The organism is Janthinobacterium breve, assembly GCF_051380895.1.
Taxonomy (GTDB): Bacteria; Pseudomonadota; Gammaproteobacteria; order Burkholderiales; family Burkholderiaceae_D; genus Janthinobacterium.
Genome location: NZ_JBNYXY010000007.1, coordinates 159,393 through 182,195, shown reverse-complemented (window position 1 = coordinate 182,195; position 22,803 = coordinate 159,393). Strand labels below are relative to the sequence as shown.

Genomic DNA, 22,803 nt, shown 5'->3' with positions numbered 1-22,803 from the left:
GCCCCTGGATGGCATTCAAGTTAAAATCCATCTGTAAAACAGATAGGTGGATGCCATGCAATGGACTTTGGAACAAATGCGTTACTTCGAGGCGGCTGTCGCGGCCGGTTCTTTCTCGGGCGCAGCGCGCCGGCTGGGCCGCGCGCAATCGGTGGTCAGCACCTCGATCGGCTTGCTGGAAGCGGAATTCGGCGTGGAACTGTTCGACCGTTCACGCCGCAGCGCCGTGCTGACGGAAGCGGGCAAGGTGATGCATCTGGAAGCGTGCGAACTGCTGCGCCAGGCCGAGCGATTGCAGCTGCGCGCCCAGCTGCTGAGCGAGGCGCCCGAAGCGCAACTGACCCTGGCGCTGGACGAAGCCCTGCCCTACCTGGCCATCAGCAAGCTGGTGAAGGAGTTGGCGGCGCGCTACCCGGCGCTGGAACTGGTCATGCTCAACGCCACGGCCTCGGAAGTGGCGCAATACGTGGAGCAGCAGCAAGCCGACGTGGCCTTCCACTTTGACCGTGGCCCCATCTCGCCCATACTGGAACAGCAGCACATCGGCAGCGTGGCGCAAGGCGTGTTCGTGGCGAAGGGCCACGCTATGGCGCACGGCCAGGAAGTGAGCCGCAACGAGCTGACCCGCTATCGCCAGCTGATCATGGATTCCGAGCTGAATCGCGAACACGCCTTCAGCCCCGCCGTCTGGTTCTCCGACAGTTTCTACAGCATCGCGGAAATGGTCGCCGACGAGCTGGGCTGGGCGATTTTGCCGCTCAACATCGCCAATTACGACAATTACAAAGGGTATTTGCAGGAAGTACCCTGCCCTGCGCTGGCTTTGTCGCGCTTGCCCGTGCGGCGGCTGTCGATCCACGGCAAGAAGCTCAGCGAGACGAGTTTGTGGCTGACGACCAGGCTGGCGGAATTGCTGCTGGATGGGCCGAGGGGGTAAGTCATGGAAGCGTCGCTCAAGGGTCAATAGGGCCGAGGTATGGCACAATCCTGAATGGGCTGCACTTGCATGATCAAAAATGGCAGCGTGAAATGACGGGCATTGGCATCTTGATTGACACTGGTGACATTGGCTAGCCAAGGGAAATGATGAGTATTGAAATAGTCGATGTTGAAAATGTATTGAAGGATTTTATTCTGGCCATGAATGGCTGGGAACTTCATTACTACCCCGAGGTGCGAGAGAAAGGGCTGATTACTCTCAGAGAAAAAATGAAACAGGATCTCGATACTATTTTTGATGGTTTTTGCACCAAAAAGGAAAGAAAACAAGGTCGCCAGATATCATTGCTCTGCAGTGATCCACCTGAATACTCACCAGGCGAAATATTTTTAGATTCAGCGATATCAGGAAGTAAAGCTGTCATTTCCACGCAGCAGACTTCGGGATTCAAGAATAGATACAGATACACATTGAGTCTTAAAAACCAGCAATGGCTTATTGATAAAAAAGAATGGATGGACGAAGATGATGGCATGGAGCGTTGGCGACCAGCTTATCTTTAGCTAAATCTCGGTTGGCTAAGTCTATGCAAGCCATGCGTGACCAAGACATGCGCATGCGTAAAGAAACAGCTATTAGTAAGTATGGAAAGCTTTATATGATGCACTCAACAGTTGTAAGCCGCTGGTTCGCCATGGCGAAAGACGATGCCGTGGAGATTGATCACGACGACATCAATCACGAAGCGACGACCAATATGTGGAGCTTTTCGCCCACGGACGAAGAAACGCCGCAGATTCATGCGGCGGAGATCGTTGAATTCATCAGCCAGGTGATCGCGGCGCGCAGCAGCGCGCTCATTGGCGAGGACATGCTGTTCTATTGCTGGCACGATGCGCAATGCCGCCAGTTGCGCTACAGCCTGGTGTCGCGCTCGCATGGCCGACTGCCGTTTCGCTGCGCGCTGCGCGAAACGCAGGATCTGGCGCTGATCGTTGACCGCGTGGTGAACGGGGACTGGCGCAACGAGAATTATTTGCAGGACGCGCCGGAGCAAGGCGATGAACAGGAGCCGGCGCCGTTCATCCTGCCCGTGTTCGTGGTGGCTGTGCCGTAGGAATCAGCGCACAATCACGCCTGAAAACGCGCGGGCCGGCAAGCCTCCAGGGCTGACGCTGGCTTTCCATCGACGATTTCTTCGCTGGCGAGCTGGCCCACGATGGCCGCCAGTACCACGCCCGGATGCATGGCGCACACGTACACGCCTTCGACTTGCGGCAAATAGCCGATCACGGGCACGCCGTCAAAGGGCATGGGGCGCAGGCCGACACAGGCCAGTTCCAGCGCGATTGCATCTCCCCCTTCGAGCTCAAGGCTAATCGCGCTGGCCGTGCGCCGCGCCATGGCGGCGGGCTGGTTTTCCGCAGCGTCGTCCACATAATCTTCCGCTGCCAGCAATGTGCCATCGTCGTCTTGTCGCACTTCCATTGCATGACTGGAAATAATGCCCCGCACCAGGCCGCGCGGCGCCTGGTAGCGCAGGAAGATGGCGGGCGAGGCGTGAATCGGCAGGCTGGCGCCCAGTTGCGCGGCCAGTGTGGCGGTGCCCATGCCCGCCGCCAATACGATCACATCCGCCTCGATGATGCCAGCGGCCGTTTTCACGCCCGTCACTCGCGCGTCCTGGACGGTAAAGCCCAGCACGGGCGTGTGCGTGAGGACGGTCGCGCCCAGCGCCCGGGCCGCTGCCAGCAAGGCGTGCGTGGCGGCGACGGCATCGAGGGCGCCCTGCTCCGGCTCGTACAGCGCTTGTTCCGGCGGCTGCCTGAGATTTGGTTCAAGCTGGGCAATCCGCGACCGGTCCAGCAATATGCACGCGGGCGTCACGCGCCCGTCCTGCGTGCAATGTGACAAGGCGCCAGTCCAGCGCACCGTCAAGCCGGGCACCTGCGTTTCCAGCCGACGGTAGGCAGCGATGGCGCCGCCGCGCAGTGCCGCAATGGGGTCGGGCCCCGCGCAGGACGTGTTAATCCAGGCAAACGAGGTGCCCGTCACGCCGGACGCGATGCCTTGCGCCTCGACCACAGTGACTTTTGTACCCTTGCTGGCCAGGTGATAAGCCAGGGAAGCGCCCACGATGCCGGCACCGATAACGATGATGTGTTGCGGTTTTTTATTATTCATATATCTATATCTTGTTGTCGACTGGAAGTGCCGCCATGCCAGCCGCCCGCAAATCGGGGTTTGAGGTGCAGTGGAATGGAAAACCGGGTTAAGCCCCTGGCGCCCGTTCATCAAGTCTATGGACAACGCTACCGCCAAGCCGTTCGGCGAGCCTGATGATGTCGTGAATACCGAACGGCCGCAGCGCCGGCCGGCGTCTTCCGGCTAGGTCGGCGGCATCGCAGGCGTCGTTCCATGCCTTGCCACGCTCCCTACGCAGCGCCCGCAGTCCGTCAATTAGCATCGTTCGCTCGGCGTCGCTCAGTCCGTCGATGGGCGCATGGATTTTCATATGGCGGCTTCCGCTTTCAGGTATTGGTATAGGGTCTCGCGGCTAATCCCGAACTCACGCGCAAGTTTGGCCTTCTGCTCGCCGGCACCGGCGCGGCGGCGCAGCTCGACAACCTGGTCGGCCGCCAGCGCTTTCTTGCGGCCACGGTATGCACCGCGTTGCTTGGCCAGGGTGATTCCTTCCCGCTGCCGCTCGCGGATCAGCGCCCGCTCAAACTCAGCGAACGCACCCATGACGGACAGCAGCAGGTTCGCCATCGGCGAATCCTCACCAGTGAAGGTCAGGCACTCCTTGACGAATTCGATGCGGATACCTCGCTTGGTGAGTTGCTGCACCAGGCGGCGCAAGTCGTCCAAGTTGCGGGCCAGACGGTCCATGCCACAACCACCGTGTCGCCCTCGCGCGCGAACGACAGCATTGTATCAAGCTGCGGCCTGACGGTATCCTTTCCCGATGCCTTGTCGATGAACTGCTTGTCCACTTGGACGTGATCGAGTTTGCGCTCTGGATTCTGGTCGAAACTGCTGACCCGGATATAGCCGGTGCGTTGTCCGTGCAAGATGTGTCTCGAGGGGTGAAAGTGTCAGGGAAACTCTATGACCCTTCGCGGCATCTGTCAATAAATTCGCGCTGCCACTCTATCCTGACGGAGCGACGCAAGGTATCCTGACATCAGGTTAGGGTATAACCTATCTTGACATCGCATCGCAGCCACACTCTGTATTTGGAGCAAAAGGCAAGCTCAGGTCGCCCCATCCGGCGCACCAGTCCTGTGAATTTTGAATCGTGCGCACCTAATATATTTGGAAAGTATATTATAAAAGCAATTTTCTGCGTCACAGCATCCCATTTTTGAGCATCGTTTGAACAGACCCCTCATCGTCATGGGCGACAAGACCAGTCACGGCGGCACGGTCATCAGCGCCGATCTCACCTTCGACATCAACGGTAAGTATGTCGCGCGTGTCGGCGCCATGACCGTGTGCCCCAAGTGCAAGGGAACTTTCGCCATCACGTCGGGACCAAGCGACCTGGTGGATGGTGGCGGCAACGGCTATGCGCGCCACATGGACTCGACCGCTTGCGGAGCGAAATTGATTTCCGGTCAAATCACCACTATCTGGTCCGACGAATCGTCGATGGGCGATCCGGCTGCCGAGGATAAGGCCGAAGCCTTGGCGACGGCATCACAGATCGCGTCGAGCACAACATCGGGTGTCTGCCTGGACTGCTTGCTCAAGGCAGCCGCCACCGGCAGCGCGACCGTGGTGCGCGAATGAGCACGCCACCCGACGTGGTGACGCGGCTCGTGCAATTGCAGCTGGGCATGGGTCCGCTGCGGTTGTACGCGCTGGTCGACGGCGAGCGGTACCGCGCGCAATTCGGCGAACCCTGCACGGCGCGAGTTGGTTTCCGTTCTTTGTTCGCAGGCACCCATGACGCGGCCCTGGCTCATGCCGGACCGTGGCTGATCGATGCCGAACAAGTCGGCGCCGCGCTCGTCGATGCGCTGGCGGCACTGGAACATGCCGCCCCCTCAGTCAGCTGGCTTATCGCCCCGCAAACCCTTGAAGGCCTGGCGCAACTGCTGCAGCTGAATCTGGACACCGTACTGCCGGACGGCCGCACCGCGCTGCTGCGCTTCTGGGACCCTCGTGTGCTGGTCAACTTGGCCGAGGTGCTGGAACCGGCACAACGAGAAACGTTCTTCGCCCATATCCACGAATGGCATCTGCTGCACAAGGGGCAGCGGGTCTGGATAGGGAGGCAGCATGCTCAAGCTTAGTCAAGACCAGTGGGAAGAACTCCAGGCGCGCGACACGCACCAATTCGTGGTTGCCGTATGTAATCAGTTCCTGGCCAATCGTCCCGACATGCTGGAACGACTTGGAGGCGCCGCGGTGCAAGATAGTATGCAGGCTGCCTATGATTACGCCGTCAGCATTGGTTTTACTTCAACGCCCCATATCGTACGCCTATTGTATTTGGCGGCGGATGCACCGGGCATCCATGCCGCCCCGCTGATTAACGCCTACCTGCGAAAACTAGGCGCCACGCCGGAACAACGACTCGATGACATGATTGCAGTAATGAACAATAAGCTTGAAAGGGGGCCCTGATGGCCGCTCTTGCAATTCCCGCGATAGAAGCGGTGGCGGCGCGCGTGCTCGTGGCACTCGGTGTTGGCGCGGTCGCCGGCGCGGCTGGCGATGCGGCGCGCAAGCACCAGAAAGAAGCCGATCAAGCCAGGTCCTCGCCAATCGCACGCACGGACGCACAGACCAAGACTAAGGAGAAATGCAAGAAGTGTCCTCCGGACAGTGGTGCCCCCTTCAATCGATCCACAGCAGGCTGGTCAGAAACGTCGATTGCCTACCAGGCGCGGATTGCTGGCCTGCCCGTCGGTTCGGGCTTCATCACCGAGTGGATGTTCGGAGGCGTAACTTTCGACGGCTTCGACTCCAGCCAGTGCGTGCTCAAGGAAGCGAAAGCGAAGTACGACCAATTCTTCAATGCATCGGGGGCTCCCCAGAAATGGTGGGAAGGTGATGATCCAATTTTTTTAGAAGCGTCGCGGCAGTCTGCCGTCGCAAAACCGATGCCCCCCGTCCAGTTGCACTGGTATTTCATGGAGCCGATGAGCTACCGCTATTTTTCCCTGGCCTTTGTCAAAATGTTACTTCCCATCGAATCGGTATATCAACCATGAACAACCCAATTGAAATGACGGCGCATTTCCGCGCCACCGGCCACCTGAAGGTCGATGAGATACTTCATGAGTTGTACACGTTTAGCATGGTCCTCGCTTCAGCCTCGCCCAAACTCACCGGCTGGCTTCTCAAGGGAAAATCCAAACAGGAGGCATTTCTTTACGATGTATTCGAAACGACCGGCCCAACGCCCGCAGCGACCGCCGTGCTAAACGAAAAATTGAAGAATGATATCGAAACGCGTATCGTCAGCATGTGGAATGGACATGATGACGATGGGGACGGGGCATCAATCAAGTACTTTGGTAGACTCAGACCGGCAGTCAGCCTACTTACGCTGAATGCGGAATCGGATGCCTTTGCGGACGACTGGAAGGCCGCTGTAGAGGTTGTGAAGGGCGCGGTCCTGCTTTGGAATTCTTCAAGTGTATCCGTTGAAACGAGCGGCTACTCCAATAGAAAAGTTTTCAAGGACCGCCCCGGAATCGGCTGGATGCTGTACCTGCCCAAGGTACTCACCGCCCAGCAAGTGCCAGAGGCGCGGGCGCTGGTTCCGGTGCTGGGAGCCGACAAGAAGCAGATCGGCACAATCGTGGTCAGCGTCACCGACGCGCCGTTCTCCGACGAGAACCCGGAGCACGTCAAGGTCGCCAACGCCATTGAAATCCGTTTGGTCGATCAGGACTTGCTGCCCCGATACGCGGACCTCTGAGCTCCGATAACTCGCGCGCGGCTCCGCAGGAGAACTCATGCCCGTCAGCTTTCTCTCGAACGACCAGCGCGAAAACTACGGCCGCTATGCCGGCCCGCCGTCGTCCCACGACCTCGCCAGGTATTTCCACCTGGACGACACCGACCATGCGCTGATCGCACAAAAGCGCGGTGCGCACAATCGGCTGGGTTTCGCCGTCCAGCTAGGGACCGTGCGCTACCTGGGCACGTTCCTGGAAGACCCGCTGGCTGTGCCCCAGCCCGTGTTACTGACGCTGGCCAAGCAGCTTCGCATTGAGGTGCTGGACAAGGCAAATGTCTACAGTGCCGGCGAGCAGCGCTGGCAGCATGCGACGGAAATTCGCGCATCCTATGGCTACGTCGAATTTACGGAACGCATGATTGCCTTCTGCCTGACCAGGTGGCTGTATGCTCTTTGCTGGACCGGCACCGACCGGCCGAGCGTGTTGTTCGAGCGTGCTACTACATGGCTCGTGACGCACAAGGTGCTGTTGCCTGGCTGTACAACGCTCGAAAGGTACGTCGCGCGCCTGCGCAGCCGCGTCGAGGAGCGCTTGTGGCGCTCGCTGGGCAGCGGAATCAGTCTGGACCAGCAAACGCGCCTTGAAGGCCTCCTGGTCTCTTCTGGCGGCACTCGGAATTCGCCGCTTGATCGCCTGCGCACCTGGCCGGTGGTGGCCAGCAGCCGATCAATGAGCCTAGCGCTGATGCGGCTACAAGCCGTTCGCGAGCTTGGCATTCGGTTGCCGGTCGCCACGCGCATCCCGGCCACTCGGGTCGCGGCCCTGGCCCGGTTTGCCGGCGCCGCCAAGGCCAGTGCGATCCTGCGCCTGCCGGTATTGCGCCGCCTGGCCACCTTGGTAGCGTTCGTGCACTGCCTCGAAGCGTCGGCCCAAGATGACGCCCTGGAAGTGCTCGAAGTCATCCTACGGGAGCTTTTCGGTGACGCCGTGAAGGCCGACAAGAAATCGCGCCTCCGCTCGCTCAAGGATTTGGATGAGGCTGCGGCCACCCTCGCCAGCGCCTGTCAAATGCTGCTGGACGACACTGTGCCGGATGCCGAGCTGCGCACTCAGTTGTTCGCGCGTATATCGCCTGATGTGCTTGCGCTAGCTCTCGCCGGCGTCAACAAGCTGATTCGACCGACCGACAATGTGTATTACCAGGAGCTGGACGCCAAGTACAAGACCGTGCGCCGCTTCCTGCCGGGGTTGGCCGAGCACATTCACTTTGGCGCGAATGCCGCTGGCGAGCCGTTCATTGCCGCCTTTGCCTGGCTTCGCGCCAACATGACGGTGAAGAGACCCGACAACGACGCGCCACGCGAGATCATCACCAAGCCATGGCAGCGCCATGTGCTGCGCGAGGGCGACGTCATCGATTTCCACGCCTACACCTTCTGCGTTTTGTCCGAACTGCGTATCGCGCTGCGCCGGCGTGATGTGTTCGTGGCCCCGAGTTGGCGTTACGCCGATCCGCGCGCCGGCCTGCTCGATAACGCCGAATGGGAATCCACTCGCCCGATCATTTGTCGCACGCTGGGGCTGTCGGCCGAGCCGGGGCCGACATTGACCGCCCTGGCCGATGAACTGGACCGCACCTACCGCGCTGTCGCCGCCAGGTTGCCCGACAACCCTGCCGTGCGGTTCGAAAAGATGGGCGACAAACAAGAACTGGTGCTCAGTCCTTTGGATAAAATGGATGAGCCGGCGTCGCTGATCGCGCTGCGCGCCAGGGTCACGAGCATGCTGCCGCGCGTCGATCTGCCGGAACTGATCCTGGAGATTGCCGCACGCACCCGCTTTACGGACGCTTTCACCCATATATCGGAGCGCACCGCTCGCGCTTCCGATCTGCATGTGAGTATCTGCGCCGTGTTGATGGCCGAAGCCTGCAACACGGGAGCTGAGCCCTTGATTCGCGGCGACGTGCCGGCGCTCAAGCGCGACAGGTTGTCCTGGGTGGACCAGAACTACTTGCGCGACGACACCATCACGGCGGCGAACACCATGCTGGTCGCCGCGCAAGTCCGTTCGGCGCTGGCCAGTGTGTGGGGTGGTGGCGAGGTCGCGTCGGCCGACGGCATGCGGTTCGTGGTGCCAGTGCGGTCAGTGCATTCCGGGTCGAACCCGAAATACTTCGGCGTTGGGCGCGGCGTAACTTGGTACAACTTGATATCGAACCAGTTTTCCGGACTGAACGACATCATAGAGCCGGGCACGCTGCGCGATAGCCTGGTCCTGCTGGCCGTCGTCCTGGAACAGCATAGCGACCTACAGCCGACCCAGATCATGACGGACACGGGCGCGTACAGCGACGTTGTTTTCGGGCTGTTCCGCCTATTTGGATACCGATTTAGTCCACGCCTGGCCGATGTCGGTGGTACCCGCTTCTGGCGGATTGACCCGAAGGCCGACTACGGGCTGCTCAATTCTGTATCCGGACACAATATCAGCCTGCAAAAGATCGAGCTACATTGGGACGACATGCTGCGCTTGGCCGGCTCGCTCAAGCTCGGTCGGGTGCCCGCTGCCGGCATCATGCGCACGCTTCAGGTGGGCGAGCGGCCGACCAGACTGGCCCATGCGATCGCCGAGTTCGGCCGCATCGACAAAACATTGCATACACTGACGTACATTGATGATGAAGCCAAGCGCCGTGGCACTCTAACCCAGCTCAACCGAGGCGAGGGGCGACATAGCGTCGCCCGCGCTGTTTTCCACGGAAAGCGCGGCGAACGGCGCCAGCACTACCGCGAAGGCCAGGAAGACCAGCTCGGCGCGCTGGGCCTGGTGTTCAACATGATCGTGTTGTGGAACACGAGCTATATGGAGGCGGCTTTGACCCAGCTGCGCGCGGACGGCTTCGAGGTCCGGGATGAGGACGTGGCCAGGCGGTCGCCGTTGCTGCATGAGCAGATTAACATGCTTGGCCGGTATTCGTTCTCGGTGCCGGACGCGGTGGCCAAGGGTGAGCTGCGTCCATTGCGCAACCCGGCCAGCGATGAGTGAGCGGTAGAGCGGCCAACCGGGATACGGACAGAAATGGCACATAGACGCGAAAGTAATAACGGCATGATTTTTTAGGCTATGCCGGTGTTGCAGTGCCGCGACCGTATCACGGATTTTCCCTTAACCCGGTTTTCCGTTCCACTGCACCTCAGACCCCAAATCCAGCGCATAGGCATGGCCATCGACGACGTTACCTTCCACCATGGCAATATCCGGCACGGCCATTCCCTGCACGAAACCGCAGCGCTCCAGCACGCGCACCGAGGCCGCATTGCCGTCGATGGCGTAAGCACACAGGCTGGCAAGCTGCCATTCGTCCTGCGCCAGGGCAATCAGGTGGCGCAACGCGGCCGTGGCCAGGCCCTTGCCCGCTTGCTGCTCCCCGATGCGGTAGCCGACTTCGGCCACGCCTTGCTCCCGGTCAATGTCCTTGAGGTTGGCGCGCCCGATCAATTGTCCTTGCTCGTCGACAATGACGCAGGGGTGCAAGCGTCCCTGCTGGTGCTCGCCCAGGAAGTGCGCGACGTGCGCCTGGACGCCGTCAACGCTGTAAAAGTCGTCCGGGCGCGGATCGATATGGCGCTCGAACCAGGCCCGGTTGGCTTGCTCGAATGCCAGCAGCGGGGCGGCGTCGTCCGGACGCAGGGTGCGAATGGTCAATGTGCTCATGGAGACTCCTGGAAAGGCATGAGTCTAGTGAAGTGCGGCCCGGCCCGTCAATATTGATTCCATCAATCAATATAAAGTGGCAAACGCTACAATGGCCGCCATGAACAACGACCTGTCCGCCCTTGACGCGGCGCGCCTGCTGGGCGTCAGCCTGCCCACCCTGTATTCCTATGTGAGCCGGGGCCTGCTAGCCTCCGTCAGCAATGGCGCGGCGCGTCGCAAGCGCTATCCGCAGGAAGACGTGCTGCGTCTGGCGGCGCGCAGGAGTGACGCCAAGCGGGGCGGCCAGACAGCCGTGGCCGCCATGCACTGGGGCTTGCCCGTGCTGGAAACGCAGATTTCGCATATTGCTGGCGGACGCTTGCTGTACCGGGGCTGCGATGCGACGCTGCTGGCGCAGCACGCAAGCCTGGAGGCGGCCGCCGGCCTGCTGTGGGACGATGGCGTTAGCGACTATTTTCAGCAGGACGCGCCTGCCCTGCCGCGAGGGTTGGCCGGCGCGCCAGACGCGCCGCCCTTGATGCGCGCCATGTTGGCCATGGCGATGCTGACAACAGCGGATATTTCGCACTCCCTGCAGTCCGGCCCGGCATTGATGCGCATCCTGGCCGCCGCCCTGATACAGACGGTGCCGTCCGCCTTGCCGTTGCACCGGCAACTGGCCCAGGCATGGAACGCAGACGTGGGACAGACCGAATTGCTGCGCGCGGCGCTGGTGCTGCTGGCCGACCATGAGTTGAACGCGTCGACCTTTGCCGTGCGCTGCGTCGCCTCGACGGGTGCCAGCCTGCCCGCCGCGCTGGGCGCTGGACTGGCCGCCCTGTCAGGCGACAAGCATGGCGGCGGCAGCGCGGCGGCCCGCCGCATGTTGACGCAGGCGCTGGCCGCGCCAGACGCCAGGGACGCCATCGGCGCCTTTTACAAGACCATCGCGCCGGAATTCGCCGGCTTTGGCCACCCGCTGTATCCGCAGGGCGACCCGCGCGCCGCGTATCTGCTGGAACGCCTGTCAGCGATGACGCACGAGCCCCCGCAACTGCGCGCCATCCTGTCCGTTTGCGCCACGGCGGGCGAGCTGCTCGATGCGCGTCCGAATGCCGACCTGGCGCTGGCCGCCATGGAACTGGCGTTCGGCTGGCCCGAGGGCGCGAGCATGACGGTGTTTGCCCTTGCCCGCTCGGCCGGCTGGATCGCCCATGCGGCCGAGCAAGCCGCGAGCGCGGCCCTGATACGGCCAAGAGCACGCTACATCGGGCGCCGCCAGCGCGACTAGCAATCCACACTTGATTTATTACGCATACGTAGTAGTATACTTCGCATGCGTACCAATACCTCTCCCCAGCCAGACCTCCCCGATACCGCTGCCGCCTGCCCGCTGGGCGAGCGCTCGCCGCGCTTGTTTAATCTGCTCAACCTGGCGCGCCAGAACCTGTTTCGCTCGGCCGATGCCGTCTTTACCAGCGAACTGGGATTTTCCGGCACGCAAGTTGTCGCCCTGTTTGCCCTGAAGGGCGAAGAAGGCTGCCAATTGAAGGATCTGGGCCGATTGTTGCAATTGAAAAACTCGGCCGTCACGGGTCTGGTGGCGCGCATGGAAGAAAATGGCCTCATCGTGCGCGGCCAGTCTGCGCTCGATGCGCGCGCCGGCACCCTGCACATGTCGCCCAAGGGCGGCGAAGTGCTGGCCGCCGCCCTGCCCCTGCTCGACAGCCTGAATGCACAACTGAAAGCGGGTTTCAGCGAAGAAGAGCTGGCCGTCGTCGCCCGCTTCCTGCTGCATGCCTCGCGCCTGCGTTTCGCGCAGGACGTCTGACTCATCCCCACATCACCACCACAGGAGTTACCCATGCACCCCAACGACATGACCGGCTTGCAACTGATGCAAGCTTTCGCGCAAGGCCTGTTTCCCCGGCCCGGCATTTCCAAGACCATGCCCATGGACGCGCACACGGTGGAGCATGGCCGCGTCGTCTTCACGGCCACGGCGAATGAAACACACACCAATCCCATGGGCGGCGTGCACGGCGGTTTTGCCGCCACCGTGCTTGACACGGTCACGGGTTGCGCCACGCACACGGTCTTGCCGGCAGGCGAAAGCTATGGCACGACAGACCTGAACATCAAGATGTGCCGCCCCCTGCCCTTCAACGTGACGGTCTACGCGGAAGGCAAAGTGATCAATGCAGGACGCAATCTGGTCATTTCCGAAGGCACGATCCGCGACGAAGCGGGCAAAGTGTATGCGCACGCGACGGCCACCTGCATGATCATCCGCCCCCGGGAGCAGGCGGCCGCATGATACGGCCTGGCACCATCGCGCAAGCCTGGCTCAACTGCAGGCACGGCTGCCCCCCAGCGCCCTGGTGCTCATCGCGGAACTGACCCCGAAGCCCGTCTGCCAAGCCATTAGCTGAGCCTTTACTGAGCCGGTCCGTCGATACCGCATTATTGACATTCCATCATGCGGATATCGCCGTTCGTCGTTTTGCGTCGATCCTGGCAGCTCGGAAGATTACACTGCCTGGACTCGCTTGCCATCAACAATCATCTCCCAATGAAAAAAGACGAAAACCGCACGCAAGAAGCCGACAAGCTGTTGCAGACCGCGACCGCAGGTGCAGGCAGCAGCATTCTCCGCTGCATTCTGGCGCTTGGCGCCACGCTGCCCCTGGGCGCTTCCGCCCAGCTTGCACCAGATACAGTACGCGCAATCGACGCCATTGTGATGAAGGCGTTGGAGGATAAGTCGGTCCCGAGCGTGTCAATTGCCATCGTCAAAGATGGCAAGCTGGCCTATGCGCAAGCGTACGGCATGGCAAGTATTGATCCAGCGCTCAAGGCGACGCCGCAGATGCGCTACAAGATTGGATCGAACACCAAGCAATTCGTGGCGGCGGCGATGCTGTTGCTGGTGGAAGACGGCAAGCTCTCGCTCGACGACAAAATCGCACGTTTTCTGCCCGACCTGACGAGGGCCAATGAAATCGCGGTGCGGCAGTTACTTGCGCACACAGCCGGCTACCCGGACTATTACCCACTCGATTATCTGGCGCCATTCATGGCCAAGCCAACGACGGTCGATGCGATCCTTGCGAACTGGGGAAAACGGCCGCTCAGTTTCGAGCCTGGTTCAAGATGGGAGTACAGCAACACCGGCTATGCGATTGCCGGCCGTATCATCGAAATAGCGAGCGGCATGTCGCTCGATACGTTCATACGCAGCCGCATCACGGACAAACTGGGCATGCGCTCGGCAGTCGACACGAGCGTGACGCCCTGGGAGGCAAGCGATCCGCAGGGCTATGAAGTGGCGGCATTCGGCCCACCACGTCCAGCCCGCCCAGAGGGCAAGTATTGGATATGGGCAGTCGGCAACCTGGCGATGACTGGGAGTGACCTGGCACGGTGGGATATTGCCCTGATGCATGATGCCATCCTTGGCCGCGCCTCCCGGCTAGCCATTGCGACGGAAAATTTGTTGACCAGCGGCACCGGTACCAACTACGGCCTTGGCCAATTCGTGCGCATGACGCCGGAAGGACGTTTACGTTGGGACCACGGTGGCGAGGTTGCTGGCTTTCGCTCGCAAAACACCGTTTTCCCGAACGACGACATGGCCATTGTCGTGCTCACCAATGGAGGCGGCAGTACCAGTGAGAAAGTGACGGGCGAGATCGAGGCGCTACTGTTCGCTTCCACCGCCGATGCCGTTGCGCCATTGGCCTTGGACAAGGTACGTGCCCTGTTTGTACAGTTACAAGCGGGACATCCTGACCGCAGCCTGATGAGCGATGGCCTGCGTGGCTATTTCAGCGATCAGGTCGTGGCCGACTTTGCCGCTTCACTCAAACCGCTGGGCGAGGTGGAGAGCATCGTCGAAACGCGTTCCGACCGCCGCGGTGGCCTTGTCTACCGTTTCTTCCGCATCAAGACTGCTGGCGGGACCCTGCGAGTGCCAACCTACTTCACGCCAGATGGCAAGCTGGATCAGTTCATTGTTTATCCACGTTAATAATCAGTTTCAAAGACTGAAGAGAAATCTGATCTGTTCGCTGCCGGACGGATGCCATGAGGGGGCAAACCAAGCTTTGGATGGCTACGCCGGTTTCGCAGACTACGCATTGGCGGTGTGCCGCAGGCGTTGTCGGACGCTCTCAGGTCGCCGGTTTCTTCTTCGCCTTCAATAAACTGCCGGCCGCATTGTCCTCGAAGCGGCCCGCCTCTTCTATATAGCCATACACGGTGCCGTCGTGGCGCCAGCCGCCCTGGCGCTTGATGGCCTGGAAATCGGCGCCCGCCCGGTGCGCGCTGGTGGCCATGCCGCGGCGCAGGCTATGGCTCGACAATTCCGGTACGTAATCGAGCTGCGCCAGCCTGGCGCAGCCTTCCAGTATGGTATTGATGCTGCTCGCGTGCAGTGCTTTCACGCTCACATGGCCCCATTGATTGACGGTGCGCAAGAGCGGTCCCGAGCGGATGTGCGCCGCGGCCAGCCAGGCGCGCAGTGCCGTGGCCGGGCAGCAGACGCCGTCGCCAAACGGAATCGCCTTGACGATGCCCTCCCCCGATTGATCCGTTTTCGAACGGGGCAAAGTGATCACCATCCCCTGCGGCTCCCAGCTCACGTCTTCCAGTGTCAATCCCACCAGTTCGCTGCGCCGGAAACCGCCAAAAAATCCCAGTTGCAGCAAGGCGCTGTCGCGCACAGCCTTGACGCTGCCCAGCGCGGCCAGTTTGGCGACAATCGCTTCCAGGTCTTCCAGCGGCAGGGCCTTGGCCTTCTTTTTCGGCTTGCCGTGCAGGCGGGCGATACCGGCCAGAGTCTTGCGCACGGTGGGCGTGGACGCCGGGTCGGCAAAGCCCTGGTACACATGCCATTGCGACAGGGCCGTCAGGCGCAAGGCCTGGGTGCGCGCGTTCAGGCTGTCCGCATGCGCCATCAGATAGCGGATGACGGTGGACTCGTCGGCAGGCAGCGCCCCGCCCCAGGCCTGGAAGTGGCGGATGGCCGAACGGTAGGTGCGGCGCGTGTTGTCCGACGTGGCGGCGGCGAGAAACGCCTGGTGGCGCGCGGCCAGCTCGGCATCGATCAGAGCGCCGTGTAACGGTGCAGGCGCGATGTCGGCGTTTTTCGAAGGGGCAATACGGCGTTTCGAGAGGGGCAAATCGGGCATGGCGGCAGCGAAATCACGCTTTTGTACTGAGAGGATCACAGAATAGCATGCAAACCACCCCCATGACACGCGATAAGCAATCTTATAGCACCTTATATTTTTCAATAATCATAAAAATTTATATCGTAATATTATTCGATATTACGTATCATGTAATACGTTACTAAATTTCGCTCATAGGTGGTTTCATGGCCCGCACCGGCATTCTGTACTCTGATGTTATGAAAGCAGCCCAAATCGTCGCTGCCGATGGGCGCAATCCCACCGTCGACAATGTGCGCGAAGCGCTGGGCAGCACGGGCAGCAAGAGCACCATTGCGCCGCTGCTCAAGCGCTGGAAAGAAGAGTTCCAGGGCGCGGGCGCCGTGAAAACGGAAGCAGGCTTGCCGGCCGAGCTGATGCAAGCAATGCGCGGCGTGTATGAGAAGCAGCAGCGCGACGTGGCGCAGCAGTTGGAAACGGGCATGCAGCAAAACCGCGCAGAACTCGACGCGGCGCTTGAAAAGCTGAAAAAGACGGAAACGGATCGGTTGAAGCTGACGGAGGCGCGCGCCGCCCTGACCCAGGAGTTGCGCGCCACCCAGCATGCGCTGGCGCAACTGAAGGAAGAACACCATTTTCGCGCCGTCACCCTGGCCACCCTGCACAGCGACAACGCGGGCCTGACGCAGCGCCTGGCCGACCGGGGCGAGGAAATCGCCGCCCTGAACCGCCAACTGGCGCAGGTGCGCTCGCAGTTCGACCATTACCAGGAAGCGGCCGCTACCCAGCGCAGCGAAGAACGGGCCCAGGCGCAGCAGCGTGTAAGCCGGCTGGAACAGGACAACGCGCAACTGCAGCAGCGTTTGCAGGGCCAGCAGGCGACCCTGGTGCAGCAAGACATGCGGCTGGCGCAGCTGCAGGCGGAACACGCGCGCTTATCCGGCGAAGCGGCCGCCGATCGCGAAGCCCTGGCGACCGTGCGCCCCGAACGCGACCAGTTTGAATTTCAATATCTGCAGGCCGCCGCCTCCGCCGACGCCCTGCTGGCCAAGCTGGATACGGCCTTGCTGGCGCTGAACGACGCCAGGGTGGCGTTGGCCGCGCAAGACCGCCAGCTTGACATGCTGGCGGAAAATGCACAGGTGGCGCAGCAGAAGGCGGCAAGCCTGGCGCAGGAGCGCGACGGCTTGCTGCGCGAGAATGCCGGCATGACGGCCAGGCTGGGCCTGCTAATTGATAGCAAGCAGAAACGCGATGTCTGAACCCGTCTACATGGCGAGGGAACTCTGCGATGCCCCCTGACGGGCCGGCCCCGCTTTCCGGGCTTGCCCCACTATTTCGCCTGCCCATTGACGGCCGATCGGCGCGCCGCTGCCGGCGCTGGCAAGCGCACGCGTATCGTCCCGGTGCGTTGAGGCTCAAATGGGGCCGCAGCGCGCCACCACGGCGGCCTGCAGCCGCTACAGGCGCCGGTTCAGCACGCTGTCGATAGCGTGGGTTTTCAGCTCCACGCCGAGCGTGCCGTTTTGCAGCCAATAACCGTCGTCCCCCTGTTCCAGTGCGTTCATGTCGAGCGCACCCATCGCTGGCGGAATGGCGCCGGCGAGCCAGGCCGCCACGTCGTCCCATGCCGCATAAAACAGTTTCAGATACCAGCCATCGTCGTGCGCAAAGGCAAGGTAGCGGTTCTGCAAGGCGGCAAGCCCCGTGCGCTGGGCCGTGACACTGTAGGCCAGCGCTGCGGCCACGGCCACATCAAGGGAAGCTGGCGCCGTATCCTGCCAATCGGCCCAGGCGTGGCTGCCGCAGGCGTGCAAGTCTGCGTGCGCCAGGGCCGGCAATTGCTGCTGCGCCAGCGCCTGCCAAGCGGCAGGTTTGCGGGCCGTGCCCGCGCTGCCCTTGCGCAGCACGATGCCGCCGGCCTTGCCGAGGGCGGGGATAAAATCCTTGAATTCGATGCCGGAAGCGACCAGCATGCGCTCGGCCGGGTCGTGCCAGATATAAAGATAATGTCTCAAATATTCGTCCGCTTTGGTTTGGGCGCCGCATTTATTGCCACGGCGGCGCGTATCAGCGCCTTGAACGCCGCGGCATCGAGCTGCTCACCTTCGTGAATGTCGATGGCCCGGCGCGTGTTGCCGTCCAGGCTGGAATTAAACAGGCCGGCAGGATCGGGCAAGGCGGCGCCCTTGGCAAAGGTGAGTTTCACGGCCAGCTTATAGGTTTCGCCCGTGCAAATCATGCCCGCATGCGACCAGACGGGCGCGCCGCGCCATTTGACTTCTTCGACCACGTCCGGGTCCGCTTGGTGGATCAGCACGCGCACGCTGGCCAGCGTTTTCCCGCGCCAGTCCGCCAGGGAGGCGATTTTCGCGTCGATCTGGCGGGTAGCGGACTCGGCGCTCACCGCGCCATCCCCGGACTGCGTGTCTGGCTCTGCTTTTTTCATGGCTGCGGTCTCCTTTCTTGGCTTGTCTTTGCTCGTATGCTAGCACTTCTGCGCCCCGGCGCGTGTTGCGCCGCGTTCGATGTATCGCCAGTTTCTTAACGTGAAATTCACCTTGCCCGCGTAGCATTCAGACTGGCAAGGCTCTCATTGTGCAGCGCCTGCCATTTTCCGGCAGAACCATGAATGACATCGCTTTAACCTTGCGCCACGGCGCCGCCGTGCCGCCCGCCGTGCCACCATATCCCGCCAGCGGCCACCGCCTGAAAGCGGCGCTGGGCGCCCTATTCTTTCCCCGCCAGCGCACGCGCTGGCACGCCTTCCTGGGTAGCATGCCTGGTATGAGCTCGCTGGCGCAGCTGCATCCCTGCTTGCGCTTCAAGATTTACCGCCCTTACGCCTCGCGCCAGCTGGGCTGCACGGATCGCCTGGCCTTGCTGGAAGGACATTACCGCTTCCTGTGGCAGGCTGGCGGGCGCGCGCTGGTCGAGCGTGCCGCGCGCCAGCCCGTGCTACTGGCCGCGTTCGAAGGCAAGGACGGGGCGCTGTACCGCTTGCATCTGACGGCCATCCACGACAGCTACCGCGAAGGCGAACTGTGCCTGCGCCTGACGTGCGATGGCCTGCCCCTCTACCTGGCCAGCTTTTTATTCGTGCCGCGCGCCGATGGCGTCTCCTTGCAGCTGGGTGCGCTGCAAGGCTTGCGCTCGGAAGCGGGCGCACACGCCGTGAAGGCGGCCACGCGAGCGCTGCACGGTTGCCGTCCGAAAAACCTGATGGTCGCGGCCTTGCGCGATTTCGGTGATTTCTTTGCTTGCAATAACCTGTTTTTGATCAGCAATGACAACCGCATCGCCCTGAATGCGCGCCGGCGGCGCCATATCGCCGCCGATTACGACCTGGCCTGGCAGGAATTGCACGCCCTGCGCATGCCCGACGGCAATTATCACTTGCCCTGCGCACCCTACCGGGCGCCGGATCTGGCCGAGTTACCATCAAAGAAACGCGCCGATGCGCGGCGGCGTGGCGAATTGCTGCTCGGCATGGCCGCGGACATGCGGGCGCAGCTGGCGCGTTTGCTGGAAACGCCTGAAACGAGCAACTTTGCAATGTAGCAAGAGTTACATAAAACTCAGGAAGCCTTCATGTTGGCGCCGTATCCTCCCCAGGGCACGCCAGCCGCCTTATCCAGGCGCTGGCGTGCATTCGGCCCACCCTGGACAAGGTTCCCATGACACCCACTTTCGCCCTCCTCCCCCTTTGCCTCATCGGCACCGCTGCCTTGGCCGCCCCTGCCCTGGCCGCCCCCACCCTCGACGACGCCGTGCGCCAGCGCGCCGAGGAACTCACGCGCACGGGCTTGCACTCCAGCATCGTCATTGCCGTCATCGACGGCAAGCACAGCGCCGTCTACGGCTTTGGCAGCGTGCATGCAGGCAAGAACGCCAAGCCGGGCGCCGATACCGTCTACCAGATCGGTTCCGTCACCAAGACCATGACGGGCTTGCTGCTGGCCCACGCCGTCGTCGATGGCAAGGTCACCCTCGAAGAACCGGTGGCGGCATTATTGCCCGGCTACACAATGCCTGCCTTCGACGGCAAGACGATCAGCCTGCTCGACCTGGCCACGCATTATTCTGCGCTGCCGCGCCTGCCCGACAACTTCGCGCCAAAAGACCCCGCCAACCCGTATGCCGATTACACGGAAGCAAAACAGCGGCAGTTTCTCGCCGCCTACCAGTTGCCCCGCGCGCCGGGCAGCGTCTTTGACTATTCGAATATCGGCTATGCCGTGCTGGGCACGGCCCTGGCGGCGCGGGCGGGCAGCAGCTATGAAGCGCTGTTGCAGTCGCGCATCGCCGTGCCGCTGGGCATGCGCTCGACCTCGAACACGCCCACGCACGGCATGCTGACGCGCCTGGCGCCGGGACACTTGCTCACGGGCGAACCGACGCCGGCCTGGGACTTGAACGTGGTGGCGCCGGCTGGCGGCGTGTATTCGAGCGCGCGCGACATGATTGCCTACCTGCAAGCGTACATGTTCAAGCCGCTGCGCCCGTATGCGCTGGCGATCAAGCCGCAGCGGCCGCTTGCGCCCGACAGCGAAACCAAAATCGGCCTGGCCTGGCTGCTGGAGCAGCAACAGGGACAAGGCTATGCCTGGCACAGCGGCCAGACGGGCGGCTACACCAGCTATGCGGCGTTTACCACGGACGGCAAGCGGGGCGTGGTGGTGCTGACGAACACGGCGCGCACCGTCGACGCCCTGGGCTTGTCCGCCCTGCTGCCCGGCACGCCCTTGCCGCCGCTGAAAAAGCCGCAAGTCGCCATCGAGCTGCCGCGCGCAACGTTGGCTGAATACGTGGCCGACTATGTGCTCGAGCATTCCCCTGACGAACATTTCACCTTGACGGTGAGCTTGGGCAAGCATGGCCTGGAAGCGGCAGGCACGGGCGTCGGTTCGGCGCCCCTGTTTGCCAGCGCTAAAGACCAGTTTTTCTTCCGCGCCATCGAGGCGGAATTGGTTTTTACGCGCGATGCGGCGGGCAAGGTCGCCGGCGCCGTGCTCAGGCAAGGCGGGCAGGACGTGGTCTTGCCGCGCAAGCCCTAGTGCTCAGGCGGCCGGGTCTTGCATGAACTGCTCGACCCGGTCGACAAACGCCGCCTTGCTGCGCGTGCGATATTCGCCGAGGAATACCTCGCTGCCTTTGACAGCCTTGCCGTGGCGGTCATATGCCACCTTGGACATTTCCAGCACGAATTCGCCGTCCGGATCGTCTTCCGGTTCGAAATGCGAGTTGAAGCAATAAGCACTGTCGCGGCAGTGGCCCCACAGCAGCAGCGCGCTGCTGAACCATTGCATGGTCTCCGGGCCTGGGTCCACCTCGAACAGGGTGTTGACGGTGATGTGCCAGCCGCCGGGCACGCGCAGCGGCTGCAGCGGATAAGGGAAGTTTGCCTGTTTCATGTGGATGATGGCGTGCGGCGGGTTTCGTAGAAGGCAAGAAATTCGCCGGCCGGCAGCGCTTTCGCAAACAGCCAGCCCTGGCCGAATTCGACCTTGCGTTCGCGCAAATAATCGGCTTGTTGCGGCGTTTCGATGCCTTCGGCCACGATCAGCATGTTCAAGGTACGCGCCATGGCGATGATGTGCGGCGTGACGCTGCTGGTGGCGGCGTCCGTGCCGATGGTGTCGACGAAGGACTTGTCGATTTTCAAGGCGTCGAGCGGCAGGTTTTGCAGGCTGGAGAGGCTGGAATAGCCCGTGCCGAAGTCGTCGATGGCCACGGCATGACCGCGCGCTCTGGCCTTTTCGATGGTGGCGCGCGCCGCTTCCACGTTGATGAAGCCCCGCTCCGTCGCTTCCAGCCAGATCTGCTGCGCCTCGATGCCGGTGCCGTCCAAGGCGCGTTCGAGCACGTCGAGCACCCTGCCCGTTTCTATATCGCTGGCGCACAGGTTGATGGCGATGTGCAGTTCGCGGTCGGCCAGCAGCGCGGCGCGCATGTCGGCGATGACGCAATCGATGACCTGGTCGGTGATGGGCAAGATGAGCTCGCCTTCCTCGGCCACGGGGATGAACAGGTCGGGCCGTATCATGCTGCCGTCGGGGCGACGCCAGCGTATCAGCGCCTCGGCGCCCACGCACACGCCCGTGTCGAGCGCGATGATGGGTTGATAATGGACAAAGAATTCGCGCCGGTCGATGGCGATCCGCAATTCTCCCATCAGCGACAAACGGCGGCGCGACAGCCAGATGACGATGCCGACGATGAAGGCGGCCATCAGCAAGCCCAGCGGCAAAAGCAGCAGCTGTTCGCGCCGCAGCCTGTCGTTCAGCTTGCTGCGCGGCTCGATCATCACGGCCGTCAAACCATCGCGGTACAGGATCGCATGGATGCTGCCGTCGTGCGCTGCGCCGTCCGCCGCTGGCTGGCCGGCGAGCAAGCTTTGCACCAGCGCAGGGTCGGGATGGTGCAAGGTATCGAGCACGCCGCGCTTGCCGATGGCGACGGCCATCTGGATGTCGCTGTCGACGATGACGTCGGAAAAGCGCACGGGATCGATCAGCACTTTATAAGCGCGGTAAGTCAGTCCCACCATGCGCTTGCCGCCGCTGACGACGGGGCGCAAGTTGAAATCGATGCCCATGCCATTGTCCATGGTGAAGTCGGCGGGCGTGATGGCGATGCGCTCGTCCTCCATGCCCGTGGACGTGCATTTGAGCAAGCCATTTTCCACATAGCCGATATCGTCGATGCTGCGCGTGGTGATGGTGATGCGGCGCAGTTGCTGGATATGCGCTTCCGAACACGGCGCCAGGTCCAGCGCATCGGCGCTACGCAGGGCGACCCCGGCCGAGGCTATCGAACGGTGGGCGCGCTCGAGCGCGTAGCCGGCCAGCAGGCGCAGACGTTCCTGCTCGCCATGCTCGGCGCGCACGGACGACAGGTAAAAGGCCAGGCTCAGGGGAACGGCCACGCCGATGACTGCGACCAGCACGCTGGTGATGATAATGCGTTTTCTGCGCATGCGCTCCTCCCGCACCGAACATAACCTACTGCGCGTCGCGATTTGCGGCCTCCGATGCTCACTGTGCATTCGCACAGCTCCGCGTCTCAG

General features: G+C 62.0%; 23 protein-coding genes and 1 pseudogene. 16 read left to right on the top strand and 8 right to left on the bottom strand.

What is annotated here, in order from left to right:
* The first annotated feature begins 55 nt into the window (after nt 1-55).
* The 3 genes from ACQ4W0_RS15275 to ACQ4W0_RS15265 all read left to right on the top strand — a co-directional run bounded on the left by ACQ4W0_RS15275 (nt 56) and on the right by ACQ4W0_RS15265 (nt 2,057).
* Nucleotides 56-937, top strand: coding sequence for a LysR family transcriptional regulator (locus ACQ4W0_RS15275; protein ID WP_426071075.1), 882 nt, complete (start codon nt 56-58; stop codon nt 935-937).
* A gap of 146 nt (nt 938-1,083) precedes the next feature.
* Complete coding sequence (locus tag ACQ4W0_RS15270) at nt 1,084-1,503, top strand: NTF2 fold immunity protein (RefSeq protein WP_436577489.1); 420 nt, start codon at nt 1,084-1,086, stop codon at nt 1,501-1,503.
* 95 nt (nt 1,504-1,598) lie between these two features.
* Nucleotides 1,599-2,057 (top strand): hypothetical protein, encoded by a 459-nt coding sequence (locus ACQ4W0_RS15265; protein WP_436577488.1) that lies wholly within the window; start codon nt 1,599-1,601, stop codon nt 2,055-2,057.
* A 14-nt stretch (nt 2,058-2,071) separates the two neighbouring features.
* Here ACQ4W0_RS15265 and ACQ4W0_RS15260 read toward each other — a convergent pair whose 3' ends face one another.
* A complete protein-coding gene (locus ACQ4W0_RS15260; RefSeq protein ID WP_436577707.1) occupies nt 2,072-3,235 on the bottom strand; it encodes an NAD(P)/FAD-dependent oxidoreductase in 1,164 nt (387 codons plus the stop codon).
* Nucleotides 3,236-3,451: 216 nt separating this feature from the next.
* Nucleotides 3,452-4,014, bottom strand: a pseudogene (locus ACQ4W0_RS15255) (recombinase family protein).
* A 304-nt stretch (nt 4,015-4,318) separates the two neighbouring features.
* Here ACQ4W0_RS15255 and ACQ4W0_RS15250 point away from each other — a divergent pair.
* From ACQ4W0_RS15250 to ACQ4W0_RS15225, 6 genes are read left to right on the top strand one after another with little or no spacing between them, the layout of a single operon-like run.
* A complete protein-coding gene (locus ACQ4W0_RS15250) occupies nt 4,319-4,735 on the top strand; it encodes a PAAR domain-containing protein (protein WP_436577487.1) in 417 nt (138 codons plus the stop codon).
* Nucleotides 4,732-5,241, top strand: a complete 510-nt coding sequence (locus ACQ4W0_RS15245) for a DUF4123 domain-containing protein (RefSeq protein ID WP_436577486.1) — start codon at nt 4,732-4,734, stop codon at nt 5,239-5,241. The genes ACQ4W0_RS15250 and ACQ4W0_RS15245 overlap by 4 nt, the downstream gene beginning before the upstream one ends.
* The gene (locus tag ACQ4W0_RS15240) at nt 5,228-5,575 is read left to right on the top strand and encodes a hypothetical protein (protein ID WP_436577485.1); all 348 of its coding nucleotides are present in this window, start codon (nt 5,228-5,230) and stop codon (nt 5,573-5,575) included. Before ACQ4W0_RS15245 ends, ACQ4W0_RS15240 begins: the two co-directional genes overlap by 14 nt.
* A complete protein-coding gene (locus ACQ4W0_RS15235) occupies nt 5,575-6,165 on the top strand; it encodes a restriction endonuclease fold toxin 5 domain-containing protein (protein WP_436577484.1) in 591 nt (196 codons plus the stop codon). The genes ACQ4W0_RS15240 and ACQ4W0_RS15235 overlap by 1 nt, the downstream gene beginning before the upstream one ends.
* Entirely contained in the window at nt 6,162-6,878 is a 717-nt protein-coding gene (locus tag ACQ4W0_RS15230) for an immunity 52 family protein (protein ID WP_436577483.1), read from the top strand. The genes ACQ4W0_RS15235 and ACQ4W0_RS15230 overlap by 4 nt, the downstream gene beginning before the upstream one ends.
* Nucleotides 6,879-6,915: 37 nt before the next feature.
* Nucleotides 6,916-9,909, top strand: coding sequence for a Tn3 family transposase (locus ACQ4W0_RS15225; protein WP_436577482.1), 2,994 nt, complete (start codon nt 6,916-6,918; stop codon nt 9,907-9,909).
* Between the two features lie 120 nt (nt 9,910-10,029).
* Here the strand turns inward: ACQ4W0_RS15225 and ACQ4W0_RS15220 are convergent, their stop codons facing one another.
* Nucleotides 10,030-10,578 carry a GNAT family N-acetyltransferase gene (locus ACQ4W0_RS15220; protein WP_436577481.1) on the bottom strand — a complete coding sequence of 183 codons (549 nt, stop codon included), beginning with the start codon at nt 10,576-10,578 and terminating at the stop codon, nt 10,030-10,032.
* A 76-nt stretch (nt 10,579-10,654) separates the two neighbouring features.
* Between ACQ4W0_RS15220 and ACQ4W0_RS15215 the strand changes: the two genes are divergently transcribed.
* From ACQ4W0_RS15215 to ACQ4W0_RS15200, 4 genes are all read left to right on the top strand, one after another.
* Entirely contained in the window at nt 10,655-11,851 is a 1,197-nt protein-coding gene (locus ACQ4W0_RS15215; protein WP_436577480.1) for a citrate synthase, read from the top strand.
* Between the two features lie 45 nt (nt 11,852-11,896).
* Nucleotides 11,897-12,391: a MarR family winged helix-turn-helix transcriptional regulator gene (locus tag ACQ4W0_RS15210; protein ID WP_436577479.1), complete on the top strand. Its 495-nt coding sequence runs from the start codon at nt 11,897-11,899 to the stop codon at nt 12,389-12,391.
* 33 nt (nt 12,392-12,424) lie between these two features.
* Complete coding sequence (locus tag ACQ4W0_RS15205) at nt 12,425-12,877, top strand: PaaI family thioesterase (protein ID WP_219309196.1); 453 nt, start codon at nt 12,425-12,427, stop codon at nt 12,875-12,877.
* 255 nt (nt 12,878-13,132) lie between these two features.
* Nucleotides 13,133-14,590 carry a serine hydrolase domain-containing protein gene (locus tag ACQ4W0_RS15200; RefSeq protein WP_436577478.1) on the top strand — a complete coding sequence of 486 codons (1,458 nt, stop codon included), beginning with the start codon at nt 13,133-13,135 and terminating at the stop codon, nt 14,588-14,590.
* Nucleotides 14,591-14,732: 142 nt separating this feature from the next.
* Here ACQ4W0_RS15200 and ACQ4W0_RS15195 read toward each other — a convergent pair whose 3' ends face one another.
* Nucleotides 14,733-15,752 carry a tyrosine-type recombinase/integrase gene (locus ACQ4W0_RS15195; protein ID WP_436577477.1) on the bottom strand — a complete coding sequence of 340 codons (1,020 nt, stop codon included), beginning with the start codon at nt 15,750-15,752 and terminating at the stop codon, nt 14,733-14,735.
* Between the two features lie 221 nt (nt 15,753-15,973).
* Here ACQ4W0_RS15195 and ACQ4W0_RS15190 point away from each other — a divergent pair, with 221 nt between their 5' ends.
* On the top strand, nt 15,974-16,996 hold the full coding sequence (locus ACQ4W0_RS15190) for a DNA-binding protein (RefSeq protein ID WP_436577476.1): 1,023 nt from the start codon (nt 15,974-15,976) through the stop codon (nt 16,994-16,996).
* 198 nt (nt 16,997-17,194) lie between these two features.
* Here the strand turns inward: ACQ4W0_RS15190 and ACQ4W0_RS15185 are convergent, their stop codons facing one another.
* Together ACQ4W0_RS15185 and ACQ4W0_RS15180 are read right to left on the bottom strand one after the other, a co-directional pair.
* Nucleotides 17,195-17,752 (bottom strand): hypothetical protein, encoded by a 558-nt coding sequence (locus ACQ4W0_RS15185; RefSeq protein WP_436577475.1) that lies wholly within the window; start codon nt 17,750-17,752, stop codon nt 17,195-17,197.
* Entirely contained in the window at nt 17,749-18,183 is a 435-nt protein-coding gene (locus ACQ4W0_RS15180) for a DUF1801 domain-containing protein (protein WP_436577474.1), read from the bottom strand. Before ACQ4W0_RS15180 ends, ACQ4W0_RS15185 begins: the two co-directional genes overlap by 4 nt.
* Before the next feature lie 179 nt (nt 18,184-18,362).
* On the opposite strand from ACQ4W0_RS15180, the gene ACQ4W0_RS15175 reads away from it, so the two are divergent.
* Both ACQ4W0_RS15175 and ACQ4W0_RS15170 read left to right on the top strand, forming a co-directional pair.
* Nucleotides 18,363-19,295, top strand: coding sequence for a VirK/YbjX family protein (locus ACQ4W0_RS15175; protein WP_436577473.1), 933 nt, complete (start codon nt 18,363-18,365; stop codon nt 19,293-19,295).
* A gap of 116 nt (nt 19,296-19,411) precedes the next feature.
* Nucleotides 19,412-20,791: a serine hydrolase domain-containing protein gene (locus ACQ4W0_RS15170; protein ID WP_436577472.1), complete on the top strand. Its 1,380-nt coding sequence runs from the start codon at nt 19,412-19,414 to the stop codon at nt 20,789-20,791.
* Nucleotides 20,792-20,794: 3 nt separating this feature from the next.
* Here the strand turns inward: ACQ4W0_RS15170 and ACQ4W0_RS15165 are convergent, their stop codons facing one another.
* Complete coding sequence (locus ACQ4W0_RS15165; protein WP_436577471.1) at nt 20,795-21,148, bottom strand: hypothetical protein; 354 nt, start codon at nt 21,146-21,148, stop codon at nt 20,795-20,797.
* On the bottom strand, nt 21,145-22,713 hold the full coding sequence (locus ACQ4W0_RS15160; protein WP_436577470.1) for an EAL domain-containing protein: 1,569 nt from the start codon (nt 22,711-22,713) through the stop codon (nt 21,145-21,147). Before ACQ4W0_RS15160 ends, ACQ4W0_RS15165 begins: the two co-directional genes overlap by 4 nt.
* Nucleotides 22,714-22,803 lie beyond the last annotated feature (90 nt).

Excerpts from the sequence above, each read along its gene's own strand:
- ACQ4W0_RS15205 (WP_219309196.1), top strand. The coding sequence starts at position 12,425 with ATGCACCCCAACGACATGACCGGCTTGCAACTGATGCAAGCTTTCGCG.
- ACQ4W0_RS15260 (WP_436577707.1), bottom strand. The coding sequence starts at position 3,235 with ATGAACGGGCGCCAGGGGCTTAACCCGGTTTTCCATTCCACTGCACCT.
- ACQ4W0_RS15200 (WP_436577478.1), top strand. The coding sequence starts at position 13,133 with ATGAAAAAAGACGAAAACCGCACGCAAGAAGCCGACAAGCTGTTGCAG.
- ACQ4W0_RS15165 (WP_436577471.1), bottom strand. The coding sequence starts at position 21,148 with ATGAAACAGGCAAACTTCCCTTATCCGCTGCAGCCGCTGCGCGTGCCC.
- ACQ4W0_RS15210 (WP_436577479.1), top strand. The coding sequence starts at position 11,897 with ATGCGTACCAATACCTCTCCCCAGCCAGACCTCCCCGATACCGCTGCC.
- ACQ4W0_RS15230 (WP_436577483.1), top strand. The coding sequence starts at position 6,162 with ATGAACAACCCAATTGAAATGACGGCGCATTTCCGCGCCACCGGCCAC.
- ACQ4W0_RS15195 (WP_436577477.1), bottom strand. The coding sequence starts at position 15,752 with ATGCCCGATTTGCCCCTCTCGAAACGCCGTATTGCCCCTTCGAAAAAC.
- ACQ4W0_RS15270 (WP_436577489.1), top strand. The coding sequence starts at position 1,084 with ATGATGAGTATTGAAATAGTCGATGTTGAAAATGTATTGAAGGATTTT.
- ACQ4W0_RS15170 (WP_436577472.1), top strand. The coding sequence starts at position 19,412 with ATGACACCCACTTTCGCCCTCCTCCCCCTTTGCCTCATCGGCACCGCT.
- ACQ4W0_RS15190 (WP_436577476.1), top strand. The coding sequence starts at position 15,974 with ATGAAAGCAGCCCAAATCGTCGCTGCCGATGGGCGCAATCCCACCGTC.
- ACQ4W0_RS15180 (WP_436577474.1), bottom strand. The coding sequence starts at position 18,183 with ATGAAAAAAGCAGAGCCAGACACGCAGTCCGGGGATGGCGCGGTGAGC.
- ACQ4W0_RS15235 (WP_436577484.1), top strand. The coding sequence starts at position 5,575 with ATGGCCGCTCTTGCAATTCCCGCGATAGAAGCGGTGGCGGCGCGCGTG.
- ACQ4W0_RS15275 (WP_426071075.1), top strand. The coding sequence starts at position 56 with ATGCAATGGACTTTGGAACAAATGCGTTACTTCGAGGCGGCTGTCGCG.
- ACQ4W0_RS15175 (WP_436577473.1), top strand. The coding sequence starts at position 18,363 with ATGAATGACATCGCTTTAACCTTGCGCCACGGCGCCGCCGTGCCGCCC.
- ACQ4W0_RS15160 (WP_436577470.1), bottom strand. The coding sequence starts at position 22,713 with ATGCGCAGAAAACGCATTATCATCACCAGCGTGCTGGTCGCAGTCATC.
- ACQ4W0_RS15220 (WP_436577481.1), bottom strand. The coding sequence starts at position 10,578 with ATGAGCACATTGACCATTCGCACCCTGCGTCCGGACGACGCCGCCCCG.
- ACQ4W0_RS15240 (WP_436577485.1), top strand. The coding sequence starts at position 5,228 with ATGCTCAAGCTTAGTCAAGACCAGTGGGAAGAACTCCAGGCGCGCGAC.
- ACQ4W0_RS15245 (WP_436577486.1), top strand. The coding sequence starts at position 4,732 with ATGAGCACGCCACCCGACGTGGTGACGCGGCTCGTGCAATTGCAGCTG.
- ACQ4W0_RS15265 (WP_436577488.1), top strand. The coding sequence starts at position 1,599 with ATGATGCACTCAACAGTTGTAAGCCGCTGGTTCGCCATGGCGAAAGAC.
- ACQ4W0_RS15225 (WP_436577482.1), top strand. The coding sequence starts at position 6,916 with ATGCCCGTCAGCTTTCTCTCGAACGACCAGCGCGAAAACTACGGCCGC.